Raw genomic sequence first — 15,446 nt, forward strand, 5'->3', positions numbered from 1 at the left:
GCTCGCGGACGGGACCGAGGTCTACCAGCTCGGCGCCGCGCCGAGCGTCCTGCGCGTCACCGCGGCCAAGCCCAACCGCGTCGTCAGCTTCGCGCCGGCCCTGCTCGACCCGCAGGCCGGGCCGAAGTACGGCGCCGAGTTCCAGGTCGACCCGCTCGCCGGGGACGCGCTGAAGACGTTCCACACCGACCTCGACGCCGCCGTCGGCGCGCTCGGCTCGCCGTTCGAGGGCCTGGTCCAGGCCAGCGCCGTGGTCACCAACGACAAGCTCGACTGCAAGGACTTCGTCGGCTCATGCACGACGACGGTCGACGTCTCCACCAGCGTGGTCGGCTCGCCCGCGGGGGGCGAGAAGAGCGTCGTGCACATCAACCTCTCGGTCGAGGTGAGCGCCGACTCGCTCGGCGCGCAGACGTGCACGACGGCGGCCGACGCCGAGCCGTACGCGACGGTCAAGATGTCCTGCACGGTCAAGTTCAAGCTGCCCAACAAGACGGCCAGCTACCAGGTCCTGTCCAAGCCGAACGCGACCGCGGAGGTCCGCGCGGCGCTCGACGTGAACGCCGTGAAGCAGAAGGTGGCCACGGAGTTCGCCGGCCTGGGCGGCTGACCTGGACACCTACCCGGGGGTGCGTTGCTCCCGTTGAAGTACGTGATCTTCCGTTCTTAACATCGGCCGCGAAGGCCGATGACAACGGAGGAGATTTCCCATGGCCAAGCTGGTGGTTTTCGGGGCGACGGGGTACGCGGGCGGCAAGATCGGCGCCGAGGCGCTGCGCCGCGGGCACGAGGTCGTCGGGGTCTCGCGCAACGAGGGTTCGGTGCCCGAGGGCGTCGAGGCGCGGCAGGGTTCGCTGCACGACGAGGACTTCGTCGCACAGGTCGCGAAGGACGCCGACGTGATCGTGGTCGCGACGCCGGCCCGCGCGATCGACGGCAAGAAGCTCATCGACGCCGTGCCCGGGCTGGTCCGCGCCGCGCGCGAGCACGGCGCCCGGCTGTCGTTCGTGGGCGGGGCGTCGAGCCTGCTCGTCGCCGAGGGCGGCCCGCGGCTGTTCGACACCCCGGAGTTCCCGGCCGAGTACAAGGAAGAGGCGGGCAACCACGCCGAGGTGCTGTACCTGCTGCGCGAGCAGCCGGCGGACCTCGACTGGTTCTACGTCAGCCCCGCCGCCGAGTTCGGCGCCTGGGTCCCGGGCGAGCGCACGGAGAAGTTCCGCCTCGGCGGCGACGTCCTGCTGACCGACGAGAACGGCAGGTCCTTCATCGGCGGCGACGACTACGCGATCGCGTACGTCGACGAGATCGAGCGGCCGAAGCACAGCCGCGCGCGCTTCACGGTCGCTTACTGAGCTCCGCCAGCACCGGCGCGAACGTTTCGAGCGCCGGCTCGAACACGCTGATGTAGGTGAAGCCGTAGCGTTCGCGCCGCGCCACCAGCTGCCCGGCGATCTCCTCGACCGTGCCCAGCAACAGCTGCGGCGCGTCGAGGAGTTCGCCGGCGTCGGCGACGGTGCCGCGATTGGTTCTTTCGTGCCACGCCTCGGCGGCCGCGCGCCGGTCGTCGGTGATTTCGACGTGCTGGACCAGCATGTTGTACTCGACTTCGCGGTTCGCTTTCCGGCGGAAGTACGAAACTCTTTCGTCCATCGCTTCGGCGTTGTCGAACTTGAAGGTGCCCGGCGGTTTCCCCGGCTGCTGCCGGAGCCCGGAAAACCCGGCGACGTCCGCGTGTTCCGCGGCCAGCCCGAGCACGCCGTCGCTGTTGCCCGCGATGAGCACGCGGGGCATCGGGATACCCTCGGCTTCGAAGTGCTTCCGCAGGTGGACGAGGCTTTCGCCGAGGTAGTCGATCCGCTCGGACGCCTTGTGCCACGGCAGCCCGGCGGCGTCGAATTCGGCTTTCATGTGCCCGGACCCGAGCCCGAGGTCGAGCCGGCCGTCGAGCAGCGCGGCCGTTGATGACGCTTCCCGCGCGAAGAGCGCGTGGTTGTAGAACGGCACGTTGGAAACGAGGGTCCCGAGCCGCGGCCGTTCGGTGATGGCCCCGGCCATCGCGAGCGCCGGAAACGGCGCCATTCTCCCGTTCCCGAGGTGGTCGGGCACGGTGATGACGTCGTAGCCGAGTTCTTCGGCCCGGCGGCACCGGTCGATCCACGATTTCCGGTCGCTGATTCCGCGGAGGCTGACACCGAATGTGAATTTCCCCATGAATGGCACGTTAGCGGCGGGCGGGCGGCGGGGGGAACCGCCTTTCGTGCCAGGGGCGAATACTCCCGGTGGTGCCGTGCACGACGCATTCAGGCGGCGGGCGCCGTGAATGGGTCGTGCACGTCTTTTGCCGGGCCACGGGCAGCGGAAAGCCCGCCCACCCCGAAGGGTGAGCGGGCTTCTCGGCTGTGATCGTCAGGCGTTGCCGTCGAACAGCGAAGTCACCGAGCCGTCCTCGAAGACCTGCTGGATGGCCTCCGCCAGCATCGGGGCGATCGACAGGACCGTCAGGCCCGGGAACCGCTTCTCTTCCGGGATCGGCAGCGAGTTCGTCACGATGACCTCGCGCGCCTTGCACTGCGAGAGGCGCTCGGTCGCCGGGTCCGACAGGATGCCGTGGGTCGTCGCGATGACGACGTCCGCCGCGCCCTCGTCGATCAGGGCCTCGGTGGCCTTCACGATCGTGCCGCCGGTGTCGATCATGTCGTCGATCAGGACGCAGAGCTTGCCCTCGACCTTGCCGACCACGCGGTTGGCCACGGCCTGGTTGGGCTTGTCCGGGTCGCGCGTCTTGTGGATGAACGCGATCGGCCGGTCGCCCAGCTGCTGCGCCCACTTCTCCGCCAGCCGCACGCGGCCCGAGTCCGGCGAGACGACCGTGATGTCGGCGTCGCCGTAGGTGGCCTTGATGTGGTCGGCCAGCACGGTCTGCGCCATCAGGTGGTCGACCGGGCCGTCGAAGAAGCCCTGGATCTGCGCGGTGTGCAGGTCGACCGTCATGATCCGGTCGGCGCCCGCGGTCTTGAACAGGTCCGCGATCAGGCGCGCCGAGATCGGCTCGCGGCCCTTGTGCTTCTTGTCCTGGCGCGCGTACGGGTAGAACGGCATCACCACGGTGATCCGCTTCGCGCTCGCCCGCTTGAGCGCGTCCACCATGATCAGCTGCTCCATCACGTACTCGTTGATGGGCGTGGTGTGCGCCTGGATGACGAAGGCGTCGGTACCGCGGACGGACTCCTCGAACCGGACGAACAGCTCGCCGTTGGCGAACGTGTGCGCCGTCTGCGGGGTGATCGTCACGTTGAGGTGCTCGGCCACCTCTTCGGCGAGCTCCTGGTGCGCGCGTCCGGAGAAGAGCATCAGATTCTTCTTCGGCGTGCCTTGCTTCGGACTCATGCTGGCGACTCCCCGTCGGTTCCTGCTGCTGACTCGGCGTCGAGCGCGGCCTGGGCCGCTTCCGCCGCGGGCGTACCCGGCCTGCGCCGGATCGCCCAGCCTTCGATGTTGCGCTGCGGCGGCGCCGACACCGCGAGTGTGCCCGGCGGGACGTCTTCGCGGATCACGGCACCCGCTCCACTGTAAGCGCCGTCACCGACCTGCACCGGGGCGACGAACGTGTTGTCCGCGCCCAACCGGACATACGATCCGATAACGGTGCGGTGCTTGTTCACCCCGTCGTAGTTCACGAACACGCTGGAGCAGCCGATGTTGCTGTGCTCGCCGATCGTGGCGTCCCCGACGTAGGTCAGGTGCGGCACCTTCGTGCCGGCGCCGATGTCGGCGGACTTCGTCTCGACGAACGCGCCGAGCTTGCCCTTCTCACCCAGCTTGGTGCCGGGCCGCAGGTAGGTGAACGGGCCGACGTTGACGCCGTCGCCGAGCTCGGAGTCCGACCCGTGCACGCGGACCACGGAGGCGCGGGCGCCGATGGTCATGTTCGTCAGCGTGCTGTCCGGCCCGACCGTCGTGCCCTCGCCGACCGACGTCGTGCCCTTGAGCTGCACGCCGGGCTCGATGACGACGTCACGCGAGAGGGTGACGCCGGCGTCGATCCAGGTCGTGGCCGGGTCGACGACCGTGACGCCCTCGCGCTGCCAGCGCCGCACGATCCGGCGGTTGAGCTCGGCGCCGAGCACCGACAGCTGGACCCGGTCGTTGACGCCCTCGGTCAGCCACGGGTCGTCGACGACCAGCGCGCCGACGTGCAGCCCGTCGCCGTTCGCGATGCCCAGCACGTCGGTGAGGTAGAGCTCGCCCTGCGCGTTGTCGGTCGAGAGGCGCGAGAGGCCGTCGCGCAGCACGGTGGCGTCGAAGGCGTAGACCCCGGAGTTGATCTCGGTGATCTCCGCCTGCTCCGGGGTGGCGTCCTTGTGCTCGACGATCCCGGTGACCTTGCCCGCCGCGTCGCGCACCATGCGGCCGTAGCCGGTCGGGTCGGCGACCACGGAGGTGAGCACGGTGACCGCGTTCTTGGCCTCGGTGTGCTCCTCGAGCAGGGCGCGCAGGGTCGCGGTGTCGAGCAGCGGGACGTCGCCGTAGCTGACGAGCACGGTGCCGGTCAGGTCGGCGGGCAGGGTGGCGAGCGCGCAGGACACGGCGTGGCCGGTGCCCTTCTGCTGGTCCTGGACCGCGGTGCCGACCGCGCGGCCGAGGGTGCCGGCGACCTGGGCGAGGTGCTCGCCGACGGCTTCGCGGCCGTGGCCGACGACGACCACGAGGTGCTCGGGGTCCAGTCCGGCGGCGGCCCGGACGGCGTGCTCGACCAGGGGGCGCCCGGCGATCGGGTGCAGCACCTTGGGCGTCGAGGAACGCATGCGGGTGCCCTCACCCGCGGCGAGGATCAACGTGCTCAGCGGGCCGGTCAACGGCGCTCCCAACGGTTACCAATAGTTGGCTTCTGTCGGGCACCGATCCTAACTGTGGTCTTCGGCGTCCCACGCGGGGTCGGTCGGAGGGGCCTCGTTCGCCCACGCGGCCGCCGGGTCGGCCGCCATCGAGTTGGCTGACGCCACCTGGTTGCCGCCGCCGCGTTTCGCCTGGTACATGGCCGCGTCCGCGCGGGCGAGGACCTGCTCGCCGCGCTCCTGCGGCCGCAGCGAGACGAGCCCGATCGACAGCGTGACGCCGTGCGAAAGGTGGTGCGGCAGCCCTGCGACGGACTTCACGGCCCGGCCGAGCGCCATCTTCGCCGCGGACGCCGGCGTGCCCGGCAGCAGCACGATGAACTCGTCGCCGCCGTAGCGCGCCACCAGGTCGTCGCCGCGCAGGGCGTCACGCAGCGTGCTCGCGACGACACGCAGCACGTTGTCGCCCTCGGCGTGCGACTGCTTGTCGTTGACGCCCTTGAAGCCGTCGAGGTCGACCAGCGCGACGGCGAGCGGCTGCGCGTCGGCCGACGAGGCGAGCTGGCGCAGCTTCTCGTCCAGCGCGCGCCGGTTCGGCAGGCCGGTGAGCGGGTCCTGCAGCGCCTGCTGGGTGATGGCGCCGTGCTCGGCGGACAGCCGTTCGTGCTCGCGGCGGGCGTTCAGCGTGGCGATCTGCGACTCGCGCAGGCTCCACATCTCGGTCTCGAGGCGGGTCGCGTAGTCGATCAGCGACTGGCTCGCGCCGGACGCGTAGTCCGGGCTGGTGTCGAGCCGGGCCAGCTCGCGGGCGATGTTGAGCCGCATCGACGGCTGCGAGGTGTCGTCGCCGAGGAACTCGCGCGCCGAGCGCAGCACGTCGAGGGCCTCTTCGCGGCGGCCGCCCTTGTCCAGGCAGCGGGCCAGCGCGATCGCGACGATCTCGCGTTCGCCCGGGTAGCCGGTGCCTTCGTGCAGCGCCCGGAGCCGGTCGATCTGGTCGGTGGTCGGGTTGTGCAGCGCCTGCGCGGCGGCGAGGACGCCGACCTGGTCGACGGCCGGGACGTTCGCCCGCCGCGGGAACAGCGACTCGGTGAACGGCCCTTCCGCGGCGACGGCCATCGACGCGGCCGTGCGGAACTTCTCGGCGCTCTCGTCGTACTCGTCGATCCGCTCCAGCCGCAGGCCCCAGCCCAGCAGCATCTTGACGCGGTTCATCAGCTGCAGCGTGATCTCGTGCGGGCTCGCGCTCTCGCGGATCGCGCTCGCGGCGCGGCCGATGACCTCCTCGGCGGCTTCGTAGACGCCGAGCTGGTTCAGCACGATCCAGCAGTCGTTCAGCGTCGACCACAGCATCCGGTTCCAGGCGCGGATGCCGACCTGCCGGTTCGGGATCGCGGAGTCGTCGAGGATCGCCAACGCGCGGGCGATCTCGGTGAGCGCGGGGTCCTCCTGCGCGGCGATGACCAGCCGGCGCCCGCGCAGCGCGTGCGCGTCGGCCCGCAGCAGCGCCAGGCCGTGCCGCCGGGTGTGCGCGAGCATCTCGTCGAGCCGCGGCTCGGCCTCGGCGGCCAGGCCCTTCGTGATCAGCCGCGCGATGGCGGACGCGCGCAGCAGCTGCGCGACCATGGTCGGCTCACCGCGGCGCTGGGTCTCGTCGAGCAGCTCGTCCATCATCTCGACGATCTGGAGCTGCTGCGTGTACTCCTGCCGCTGGACCGCGGCGATGAGCTCCCGCGCGCGCCCGACGAGCCAGGCGTCGGACATCTCGGCCAGGGCGGGACGCCTGGCCGCCACCGGGTCGGTCGCCTCGTCGGTCAGCGCCAACCTCCCGGTGTCGTGGGTTTCCGGTCCTTCTGCTGCTCCGCCGCCAGGATTCGAACCTGAACTGTCAGAACCAAAATCTGAAGTGCTGCCGATTACACTACGGCGGATCGATCCTGGTCAGGATAGCGACGATCGGGTGTCGTCCGCGCGGGGGATGCGTTAGCGGCCCGTCCGCCGGGTACCCGGGTTCGAAGGACCGGTGTGTGGGTTCGGGCACTCCCCAGGGGCCCGAACCTCCTGTACCGTAACTTACGGCATCGTAGGTTAGGGCACCCTACGTCTTAGGGGCGCCCGCGTAGGGAGAAGTGAAGCGTATGACGGCCACGCTCGACCGTTCTCAGCCCACCGGGGAGCCTTCGGCCCCCAAGGGGCCCAAACCCGTTACCGAAGGCACGCGTGGCATCGGCGTGCAGCTGTCGGTCTACTTCGGCGTCATCGCGCCGCTGGTGGCGCTGCTGGTCGCGGTGCCGTTCGCCTGGGGCTGGGGACTGAGCTGGGTCGACGTCGGCATCTTCGTGGTGTTCTACGCGATCAGCGGGCTGGGCATCACGGTGTCGTACCACCGCTACTTCACGCACGGTTCGTTCAAGGCCAAGCAGTGGCTGCGCGTGTTCATGGCCATCGCGGGCAGCATCGCCCTGCAGGGCCCGGTGATCACCTGGGTCGCCGACCACCGCCGCCACCACGCGTTCTCCGACCGCGACGGCGACCCGCACTCGCCGTGGGCGTTCGGCACCTCGCCGTGGGCCATCGCGAAGGGCTTCTGGCACGCGCACATGGGCTGGCTGTTCGAGCGCGACCAGACCAACGCCGAGCGCTTCGCCCCGGACCTGGTCAAGGACCCGGCGATCAAGAAGGTCGACGACCTGTTCTGGCTGTGGTCGCTGGTCAGCCTGCTGCTGCCGGCGCTGCTGGGCGGGCTCATCTCGTGGTCGCTGTGGGGCGCGGTCACCGCGTTCTTCTGGGCGGGCCTGGTGCGCATCTGCGTGCTGCACCACGTGACCTGGTCGGTCAACTCGATCTGCCACATGATCGGCGAGCGCCCGTTCGCCGCCCGCGACAAGTCGGCGAACTTCTGGCCGCTGGCCATCTTCTCGTTCGGCGAGTCGTGGCACAACCTGCACCACGCCGACCCGACGTCCGCGCGCCACGGTGTCAAGCGCGGCCAGATCGACATCTCCGCGCGGCTGATCTGGATCTTCGAGAAGTTCGGCTGGGTGCACGACGTCCGCTGGCCGACGCCGCAGCGCCTGGCCCGTATCGCGACGGAAAAGGGCTAGTCAACTAGGCTGCCCCGGTGGCGGGGAGACGACGTTCGAAGCGTGAGCAGCAGGTCACCGGGGCACGTCCGGCCGCCCCGGTGACGAGGGTGCGGATGACCGGCAGCGAACGGCGCCGTCAGCTGCTGAACGTGGCCAGGGCCCTGTTCGCCGAGAAGGGCTTCGACGGCACGTCGATCGAGGAGATCGCGCACCGCGCCAACGTCTCGAAGCCGGTGGTGTACGAGCACTTCGGCGGCAAAGAGGGCATCTACGCGGTGGTCGTCGACCGCGAAACCCAGCTCCTGCTGGACCGCATGGTCTCCACGTTGCACGGCGGCCACCCCCGCGTGATGCTCGAACAGGCGGCGACGGCGCTGCTGTCGTACGTCGAGGACTCCCACGACGGGTTCCGCATCCTGGTGCGGGACTCGCCGGTGGCGAGTTCGACGGGCACGTTTTCGACGGTGCTGAACGACATCGCGAGCCAGGTGGAGCACATCCTGGCCCAGCAGTTCGCGGCCCGGGGGTACGACGAGAAGCTGGCGGCGCTGTACGCCCAGGCGCTGGTGGGGATGGTCGCACTGACCGGCCAGTGGTGGCTGGACGCGCGGAAGCCGAAGCGGGACGAGGTCGCGGCCCACCTCGTGAACCTGGCTTGGAACGGGCTGTCCCACCTGGAGCACAAGCCGAAGCTGCGGCTGGGATGACGGTTTCGGTCCCGGGGCCGGGCGGGTGCTGACCCTCGCGGACCTGGACCGGTCCGAAGGCGACCTGCTCTGGTTCACGGCCCGGGCGGAAGGCGACGGCCTGTCCGCGGCGGTCAGCGTCGAGACCCTCCACGGCGACAGCCTCGACACCTTCGCGGCCGGCCTCGACCGGGACTTCCGCGGCTGGCCCGGCACGCGAACCTGGACATCGTTCCGAGGCGACCTCGAACTGCGCGCGACGCACACCGGGCACGTGGTCGAGCTCGTGTGGACGCTCCGCCGTCACGAGTGGGAGTGCACGGTCCGGACGCCCGTCACGCCGGGCGAGGAGCTGCGGCGGTTCAGCGCGGACGTGGCCGAGTTCCTCGTCAGCTGAGCTGCCCGGTTTCGTGCAGGTGGTCGAAGATCAGCTGGTCCACCGCCGAGACGCGGTCGCGGTCCGCGTAGGTCAGCCAGGCGACCTCCTCGATTTCGCTGCTGGCCTTGAGCGTTCCCGAGTACTCCGCCGTGTAGCAGGTCATCCGGACCGGGGTGCCCGCGTGGCCGTGTGCCTCCGCCTCGAACACTCCCGCCGGGGTGATCGACCCCGGCACGATCGCGACGTCGAGTTCCTCGTGGATCTCGCGGATGAGCGTCTCGGCGTCCGACTCGCCCGGCTCGCGCTTGCCGCCCGGGAGGTAGTACACGTCCTTGCCGCGTGAGCGGGTGCTGAGGATGCGGCCGTCGAGCGGGTGCAGCCAGGCGATCTTGTCGATCACCGCAGCTGCCCGGTCTCGCGCAGGTGGGCGAAGATCAGCTGGGCCACCAGGGAAATCCGCGGCCGGTCCGCGTGGGTGAGCCAGGCGATCTCCTCGATTTCGCTGCTGGCCTTGAGGGTTCCCGTGTACTCGGCCGTGTAGGCCGTCGTCCGGACCAGGGTGCCCGGTGCTTTGCCGTGGGCTTGGCCTTCGAACGTGCCGGCCGGGGCGATCGTCGACGGGGTGATCTCGACGTCCAGCTCTTCGCGGATTTCGCGCACCAGCGTTTCGGTGTCCGATTCGCCTGGCTCGCGTTTGCCGCCCGGCAGGTAGAACTTGTCCTTGTCCCGCGAACGCGCGGCCAGGACCCGGCCGTCGACGACGTGCACCCAGGCGACCTTGTCGATCACGCCAGCACCTCGTCGGTCGTCACGACCGTGCCGAGCCGCGGGAAGATCTTCGTGATCGCGTTCTCGTGCGAGATTTCGGAAAGCGCTGTCATCGCGTCGGAGACCGCCACCGTGTCGTAACCGTGGTCGGAGGCCGCGCGCAGGGTCGACTCGACGCCGAACTCCGTCGCGATGCCGCCGAAGTACACCGTGCGGACGCCTTTGCCGCGCAGGTACTCGTCCAGGTCGGTGTCGGCGAAGCCGCCGATCGTGTACTTCGTGACGATCTTGTCGTCCTGCGCGTCGAAGACCAGCTCGTTGCCGGGCGGGTTGTCCGGGCGGGACACCTGCACGATCACCACCGGCGCGCCCGCTTCGCGGAAGGCGTCCCGCAGGCGCAGGGCGTTCCGCACGACGTCTTCGCCGCGGTGGGGCGTCGTCGGCAACGCCACGATCCGCTCCTGCAGGTCGACGAGCACGAGCGCGGAAGTGGCCGGATCGATCTTGGTCATGCCCCGATCCTAGGCACTAGGGTCGGGGGCATGGGGAACAACAGGGAAGTCGTGGTGACCGGCGGCGGCACGGGCATCGGCTACGCGGTCGCGGCCGCGTTCGCGGGCGAGCGCGTCACCATCACCGGCCGCCGCGAGCAGGTGCTCACCGAGGCCGCGACGCTGCTGGGCGCGCGGCCCGTCGTGTTCGACGCCGCCGATCCCGCGGCCGTCGAAGCCGCACTGGCGGAGTTGCCCGACCGCGTCGACGTGCTCGTCAACAACGCCGGCGGCAACACCGACTTCCTCGACACCGGCGGAGAAGGCCTCGCCGGCTTCGCGGCCGCGTTCGAACGGAACCTCCGGTCCAATGTGGTCAGTGCGGCTCTGGTGACGCACGCGCTGCGCGAGCGTTTCGCCGACGGCGCCCGGATCGTGACGATCGGCTCGATCGCCGCCCACACCGGCGCCGGGTCCTACGGTGCCGCGAAGGCCGCGGTCGAAGGCTGGAACGTGAGCGTGGCCAGGGAGTTCGGCCCGCGCGGGATCACCGCGAACGTCGTCGCGCCCGGGCTGGTCGGGGACACCGAGTTCTTCCACGGGCAGCTCAGCGACCGCCGTCGCGAGTGGCTGGTCGGCAACACGATGAACAAGCGGCCGGGCACACCGGAAGACGTGGCCGCCGTGGTGGCGTTTCTGGCGAGCCCCGCCGCCGGGCACGTCACGGGCCAAGTGGTGCACGTCAACGGCGGGGCTCACCTGGGTAACTAGTGGCTGGAGGCCGGTCCCCGATCGCCAGGTCGGCGATGGCGCCCGGGGACCGGCGCGGTGCTGCCGCGGGAACGCTTTCTTCGGACCGCGTCCAACACGCGTCGGGGGCGGGCGAAAACTCTTGGTGACAACCATGTTCCGCGATCGAACCCCCGGACGACAGTGTTCCGGGCACCGGCTCGGTGTGTTTTTTTCATGGTCACGCCGCCGTGACCGACGGGTCAGGCGGGCGTGACCTTCAGCAGCTTGTCGTCGGTGCCGTCGGACGTCGTCACGTACAGGGCGCCGTCCGGGCCGCTGCGGACCGCGCGGAGGCGGCCGAACTTGTCGTCGAACTCCGGGGGGAGCGTGACGTCGAGGACCTTGCCCGCGGGGTCCAGGTGGTACAGCAGGAGCTTCTGGCCCTTCAGCGCCACTACGACCAGCGCACCGTCGTTCGGGCCCCACTGGGCGCCGGTCAGGAAGGCGTCGCCGCTGATCGCCTCGGTGATCTTGCCGGACGTCCACAGTGGACTCACCGCGTCCGGGAAGCGCTTGAGGTCGGTCATCGGGACGCTCTCGTCGTAGCTCGTGTCCGTGCCGCCCTTGGACGGGTCCCAGCCGTAGTTGGCGCCCGGCTTGAGCAGGTTGACCTCGTCGTCGAACGTCGGTCCGTGCTCGGCGGTGATCACCTGCCCGTTGCCCGGGCGGATCGCCACGCCCTGGACGTTGCGGTGGCCGTAGGTGTAGATCAGCCGCTCGTGCGGGTCCGGCGAGGTGATGAACGGGTTGTCCGGCAGCGGGTTCCCGGTCTTCGCGTCCAGCCGCAGCACCTTGCCGCCGAGGGAGTGGCGGTCCTGCGCGATCGACGCGCGGGCGGTGTCGCCGGTGCCGACCAGCAGCGCGCCGTCGGGGGCGAACGTCGGGCGGCAGCCGGAATGGCGGCCGCTGGGGTTCACCGGCAAGCCGGTCAGCAGGTTCTTCACCTCGGTCGCGCTCGCGCCGTCGTCGGCCAGCTTCCACGTGACCAGCCGGATGTCGACGGCCTTGCCGTCTTCCTGGTGGTCCTGGCAGGTGATGAACTCGCGGCTGGTGGCGAAGTCGGGGCTGACGACCATGCCGAGCAGCCCGCCTTCGCCCTTGACCAGGACGTCGGAGAAGTCGGCGCGGACTTCGGCCGCCTTGCCGTCGCGGACCAGCGCGAGCTTGCCGGGCCGCTGCGGCACGAGGATGCCGCCGTCGGGCAGGAACCCGACGTCCCAGCCGTGCTCGAGCCCGGCCGTCACCGTCTCGACCTTGAACTTCCCGCTCGCGGCCGCCGGGGTCGCCGCGGGCGGCACGCTCTGGACCGGCTCGCTCGCAGCGCCCGAACAGCCCGCGACCAGCAGGGACACGACACCGATGAGACCCAGCACACGCCGCATAGGGCTCATCCTGCCATCAACCGGTGAAATCACCGTTCGCCACGGCGCGGGTCAGGAACTCCGGGGCGCGCTTTCCGGATCGAGCACCACACCGCGTCGAGGATCAGGAACCAGGGCGCACCAGCCCGGACTCGTAGGCGAACACCACCGCGTGCACCCGGTCGCGCAGGCGCAGCTTGGCGAGGATGCGGCCGACGTGGGTCTTGACCGTCGTCTCGCCGATGTACAGCTTCGCCGCGATCTCGCCGTTCGAGAGGCCGCGCGCGACCAGGCCCAGGACGTCCTTCTCCCGTTCGGTCAACGCGCCGAGCCGGGCGGTGTCGACCGGGTCGCGCTCGTCGGCGAGGTAGCGGTCGAGCAGCCGGCGGGTCACCGACGGCGACACCATCGAGTCGCCCCGGAGCACGCCGCGGATCGCCACGAGCATCTCTTCGGACGGCGCGTCCTTCACCAGGAACCCGCTGGCCCCGCCGCGCAACGCCGCGTACGCGTACTCGTCGAGGTCGAAGGTCGTGATGATCAGGACGCGCACGTCCGGCAGCTCGGCGCAGATGCGCGCGGTCGCCGCGACGCCGTCGAGCACCGGCATCCGGACGTCCATCAGCACCAGGTCGGGCCGCAGCTCCGTGGCCATGGCGACGGCCTCCTCGCCGTTGGCCGCCTCGCCCGCGACTTCGAAGTCGTCCTGGCTCTCGACGATCATCCGCAGGCCGACGCGGACCAGCTGCTGGTCGTCGGCGAGCAGGATCCGGGTGGTCACGTTCCGACCACCAGGCTCGCGCGCACGCGGTAGCCGCCGTCGGGCAACGGCCCGGTGGTCAGGTCGCCGTGGTACATCTCGACGCGCTGGCGCATCCCGGCCAGCCCGTGCCCGGACGACGGCAAGGCGGGCGACGGCGACGCGCGGCCGCCGGTGTTCGTCACCTCGATCCGGACGCGGGGTGGCTCGAAGGCGACGCGGACCTGTCCGGTCGCGTCGGCCGGGGCGTGCTTGATCATGTTGGTCAGTGCCTCCTGGACGATCCGGTACGCCTGCAGCGCGGCGCTCGCGGGCAGCTCGCCCGGATCGCCGGTGACGTCGAGGGTGACGTCCCGCCCGGACTGCCCGACGAGGTCGCGCAGCTCGTCGAGCGTCGGCTGCGGGCTGCGCGCCGCCTGGCCGGCGTGCAGGACTTCGAGGAGCCGCCGCAACTCGGCGAGTGCGCCACGGCCCGTGTGGACGATCGTGTCGAGCGTGCGGTCGACGGCTGCGGGATCGTGGTGCCGGGCGAGCTTCGCGCCTTCGGCGTTCAGCACGATCACGCTCATGCTGTGCGCGACGACGTCGTGCAGTTCGCGCGCGATCCGCGTGCGCTCCTCCGCGACGGCGGCACGCGACCGGGCTTCGCCGAGTTTCGCCTCCTCCGCGGTCAGCTGTTCCTTGGCGCGGAAGAACTCCCCGAGCGCCCACGCGGCGATGTGCAGCGGCCAGATGCCGACGATGGTGATGGTCGGGTTGTCGGTGTAGGTGCCCCAGAGGAAGCCCCACTGCCAGCCGAGCGCGAAGACCGCCACGGCGATCACCGCCGCGAACCGCCGGTCGCCCAGCTTGACCAGGTTGAACAGCACGACCGCCATGGCCAGTTCGGTGCGGCCGCGGTCGTACGCCCAGATCTCGTTGAGGTACACGCACGCGCCCCCGGCGACGATCAGCACCGCGGCCGTGCGCGGGAACCGCCGCCGCACGACCACCGGCAGCACGAAGACCATCGAGAGCGCGCGAACCGCCCAGGGGGTCTCCCCGGCCCAGTTCGGCATGAGGAACAGGAACACCGCGTACAGCGGGAGATCCACTGTCCACCGGTGTCCGCGCACCCACTTCACGAGTCGTTCCACGCCACCGAACGTAACGCGGCGACCCGGCCCGCGTCGTCATCACTTCGGTCCGACCGGGTCCTCCCGAAGGAGGACACGACCGGTCGATCCGACGGATTCGCGGCCACCCCCCGCCGTTCCTACCGTCGGGATCATGTCGATCACCAGTGAATTCCTCCGCCACCCGTTGCTGACGGGCGCGATCGCGCCCAGCTCCCCGCGGCTGGCCGAACCGATGACGGCGGGCCTCGGCCTGGAGCGCGCGACGCGCGTCGCCGAACTCGGCCCGGGCACCGGCGTCTTCACCGAAGCGGTCCTCGCGCTGCTTCGCCCCGAAGCGCGCCTGACCGCCGTCGAGATCAACCCGCGTTTCGCCGAGGCCCTCCGCAAGCGCTTCCCACAGGTCGACGTCGTCACCGGCAGCGCTGAACACCTCCACCGCGCCGGCCTCGACGTCGTCGTCTCCGGGCTGCCGTGGACGGCCATGACCGCGGCCCGGCAGCACCGCATCCTCGACGCGGTCGTCGCGGCACTCGCCCCGACCGGCCGGTTCACGACGTTCGCCTACGCCCACGCGGCCTGGACACCGCCCGCACGCCGCTTCGCCGCTTCACTGCGAAGCCGTTTCGCGGTCGTAGAGCGCACTCCGGTCGTCTGGGGAAACCTGCCGCCGGCGTTCGTCTACCGCGCGGCGCTCCCGGTCGCGGTGGGGAGGGCCCGGCGTGGACAGCCTGCTGCGGCCGCTGCTTGACGCGCCCCCGGCGGTCGTCTACCTGGTCTGCGCGCTGGTGATCGCGGCGGAAACCGCGCTGCTGCCGGGCATCGTGCTGCCGACGCTGTCGACGTTGCTGCTGATGGGTTTCCTCGCCGAGCGCGGCACGCTCGACTTCGGGCTCGCTTTGACGGTGGCGGTCGCCTCGGCGGTCTTCGGCGACCAGCTCGCCTACCTCGAAGGCCGGCGCTGGGGACCGCGGCTCGCCCGCCGCGCCGGCCGGGATCGGTGGGACCGCGCGGAAAAGGCGGTCTCGCGCTACGGTGTCCCGGCGGTCATCGCGGGCCGCTGCCTGGTCGGGCTGCGGACGCTGGTGCCGCGCGTGGCCGGTTCGGCGGCCATGCCGTACCGCCGGTTCGCGGCGGGCAGTGTGGTCGCGGCGGTGCTGTGGGCGGGCGCGG

General features: G+C 70.7%; 17 protein-coding genes, 1 tRNA gene and 1 pseudogene. 8 read left to right on the forward strand and 11 right to left on the reverse strand.

Annotated elements, in window-relative coordinates; all coding sequences use genetic code 11:
• Positions 1-610, forward strand: a pseudogene (locus G3I65_RS06580) (hypothetical protein); the annotation flags it as partial.
• A 100-nt stretch (positions 611-710) separates the two neighbouring features.
• Complete coding sequence (locus G3I65_RS06585; RefSeq protein ID WP_160695286.1) at positions 711-1,352, forward strand: NAD(P)-dependent oxidoreductase; 642 nt, start codon at positions 711-713, stop codon at positions 1,350-1,352.
• On the opposite strand, the gene G3I65_RS06590 is transcribed toward G3I65_RS06585, so the two are convergent.
• From G3I65_RS06590 to G3I65_RS06610, 5 genes are all read right to left on the reverse strand, one after another.
• On the reverse strand, positions 1,336-2,211 hold the full coding sequence (locus G3I65_RS06590) for a TIGR03621 family F420-dependent LLM class oxidoreductase (protein WP_160695287.1): 876 nt from the start codon (positions 2,209-2,211) through the stop codon (positions 1,336-1,338). The genes G3I65_RS06585 and G3I65_RS06590 overlap by 17 nt on opposite strands.
• A gap of 195 nt (positions 2,212-2,406) precedes the next feature.
• The gene (locus G3I65_RS06595; RefSeq protein ID WP_125312525.1) at positions 2,407-3,387 is read right to left on the reverse strand and encodes a ribose-phosphate diphosphokinase; all 981 of its coding nucleotides are present in this window, start codon (positions 3,385-3,387) and stop codon (positions 2,407-2,409) included.
• Positions 3,384-4,856 carry a bifunctional UDP-N-acetylglucosamine diphosphorylase/glucosamine-1-phosphate N-acetyltransferase GlmU gene (glmU, locus tag G3I65_RS06600; RefSeq protein ID WP_160695288.1) on the reverse strand — a complete coding sequence of 491 codons (1,473 nt, stop codon included), beginning with the start codon at positions 4,854-4,856 and terminating at the stop codon, positions 3,384-3,386. The genes G3I65_RS06595 and glmU overlap by 4 nt, the downstream gene beginning before the upstream one ends.
• Positions 4,857-4,904: 48 nt before the next feature.
• Positions 4,905-6,659: a diguanylate cyclase gene (locus G3I65_RS06605; RefSeq protein ID WP_160695289.1), complete on the reverse strand. Its 1,755-nt coding sequence runs from the start codon at positions 6,657-6,659 to the stop codon at positions 4,905-4,907.
• Positions 6,660-6,694: 35 nt separating this feature from the next.
• Positions 6,695-6,766 (reverse strand) — tRNA-Gln (locus tag G3I65_RS06610).
• Between the two features lie 207 nt (positions 6,767-6,973).
• On the opposite strand from G3I65_RS06610, the gene G3I65_RS06615 reads away from it, so the two are divergent.
• From G3I65_RS06615 to G3I65_RS06625, 3 genes are all read left to right on the forward strand, one after another.
• Positions 6,974-7,939, forward strand: a complete 966-nt coding sequence (locus tag G3I65_RS06615) for an acyl-CoA desaturase (RefSeq protein WP_160695290.1) — start codon at positions 6,974-6,976, stop codon at positions 7,937-7,939.
• A 95-nt stretch (positions 7,940-8,034) separates the two neighbouring features.
• A complete protein-coding gene (locus G3I65_RS06620; RefSeq protein WP_125312529.1) occupies positions 8,035-8,628 on the forward strand; it encodes a TetR/AcrR family transcriptional regulator in 594 nt (197 codons plus the stop codon).
• Between the two features lie 25 nt (positions 8,629-8,653).
• Positions 8,654-9,004: a DUF6228 family protein gene (locus G3I65_RS06625; RefSeq protein WP_203612302.1), complete on the forward strand. Its 351-nt coding sequence runs from the start codon at positions 8,654-8,656 to the stop codon at positions 9,002-9,004.
• Here the strand turns inward: G3I65_RS06625 and G3I65_RS06630 are convergent.
• Genes G3I65_RS06630 through G3I65_RS06640 form a run of 3 tightly spaced genes read right to left on the reverse strand, consistent with a single transcriptional unit; the run spans position 8,997 to position 10,266 of the window.
• Positions 8,997-9,386 (reverse strand): NUDIX domain-containing protein, encoded by a 390-nt coding sequence (locus tag G3I65_RS06630; RefSeq protein ID WP_160695291.1) that lies wholly within the window; start codon positions 9,384-9,386, stop codon positions 8,997-8,999. The two genes, G3I65_RS06625 and G3I65_RS06630, sit on opposite strands and share 8 nt — an antisense overlap.
• Complete coding sequence (locus G3I65_RS06635) at positions 9,383-9,775, reverse strand: NUDIX domain-containing protein (RefSeq protein WP_160695292.1); 393 nt, start codon at positions 9,773-9,775, stop codon at positions 9,383-9,385. Before G3I65_RS06635 ends, G3I65_RS06630 begins: the two co-directional genes overlap by 4 nt.
• Complete coding sequence (locus G3I65_RS06640; protein ID WP_160695293.1) at positions 9,772-10,266, reverse strand: isochorismatase family protein; 495 nt, start codon at positions 10,264-10,266, stop codon at positions 9,772-9,774. The genes G3I65_RS06635 and G3I65_RS06640 overlap by 4 nt, the downstream gene beginning before the upstream one ends.
• A gap of 30 nt (positions 10,267-10,296) precedes the next feature.
• Here G3I65_RS06640 and G3I65_RS06645 point away from each other — a divergent pair, with 30 nt between their 5' ends.
• The gene (locus tag G3I65_RS06645; protein ID WP_160695294.1) at positions 10,297-11,016 is read left to right on the forward strand and encodes an SDR family NAD(P)-dependent oxidoreductase; all 720 of its coding nucleotides are present in this window, start codon (positions 10,297-10,299) and stop codon (positions 11,014-11,016) included.
• 221 nt (positions 11,017-11,237) lie between these two features.
• On the opposite strand, the gene G3I65_RS06650 is transcribed toward G3I65_RS06645, so the two are convergent.
• The 3 genes from G3I65_RS06650 to G3I65_RS06660 all read right to left on the reverse strand — a co-directional run bounded on the left by G3I65_RS06650 (position 11,238) and on the right by G3I65_RS06660 (position 14,294).
• A complete protein-coding gene (locus G3I65_RS06650) occupies positions 11,238-12,419 on the reverse strand; it encodes a sorbosone dehydrogenase family protein (protein WP_160695295.1) in 1,182 nt (393 codons plus the stop codon).
• 103 nt (positions 12,420-12,522) lie between these two features.
• Complete coding sequence (locus G3I65_RS06655; protein ID WP_160695296.1) at positions 12,523-13,179, reverse strand: response regulator transcription factor; 657 nt, start codon at positions 13,177-13,179, stop codon at positions 12,523-12,525.
• Positions 13,176-14,294: a histidine kinase gene (locus tag G3I65_RS06660; RefSeq protein ID WP_309235302.1), complete on the reverse strand. Its 1,119-nt coding sequence runs from the start codon at positions 14,292-14,294 to the stop codon at positions 13,176-13,178. Before G3I65_RS06660 ends, G3I65_RS06655 begins: the two co-directional genes overlap by 4 nt.
• Positions 14,295-14,427: 133 nt before the next feature.
• On the opposite strand from G3I65_RS06660, the gene G3I65_RS06665 reads away from it, so the two are divergent.
• Both G3I65_RS06665 and G3I65_RS06670 read left to right on the forward strand, forming a co-directional pair.
• Positions 14,428-15,024 (forward strand): class I SAM-dependent methyltransferase, encoded by a 597-nt coding sequence (locus tag G3I65_RS06665; protein ID WP_160695297.1) that lies wholly within the window; start codon positions 14,428-14,430, stop codon positions 15,022-15,024.
• Positions 14,996-15,446 (forward strand): DedA family protein (locus G3I65_RS06670; RefSeq protein ID WP_160695298.1); only part of this gene is annotated, 451 nt, incomplete at its 3' end. The genes G3I65_RS06665 and G3I65_RS06670, both read left to right, overlap by 29 nt.

The organism is Amycolatopsis sp. SID8362 (assembly GCF_010550475.1).
Classification (GTDB): Bacteria; Actinomycetota; Actinomycetes; order Mycobacteriales; family Pseudonocardiaceae; genus Amycolatopsis; species Amycolatopsis eburnea.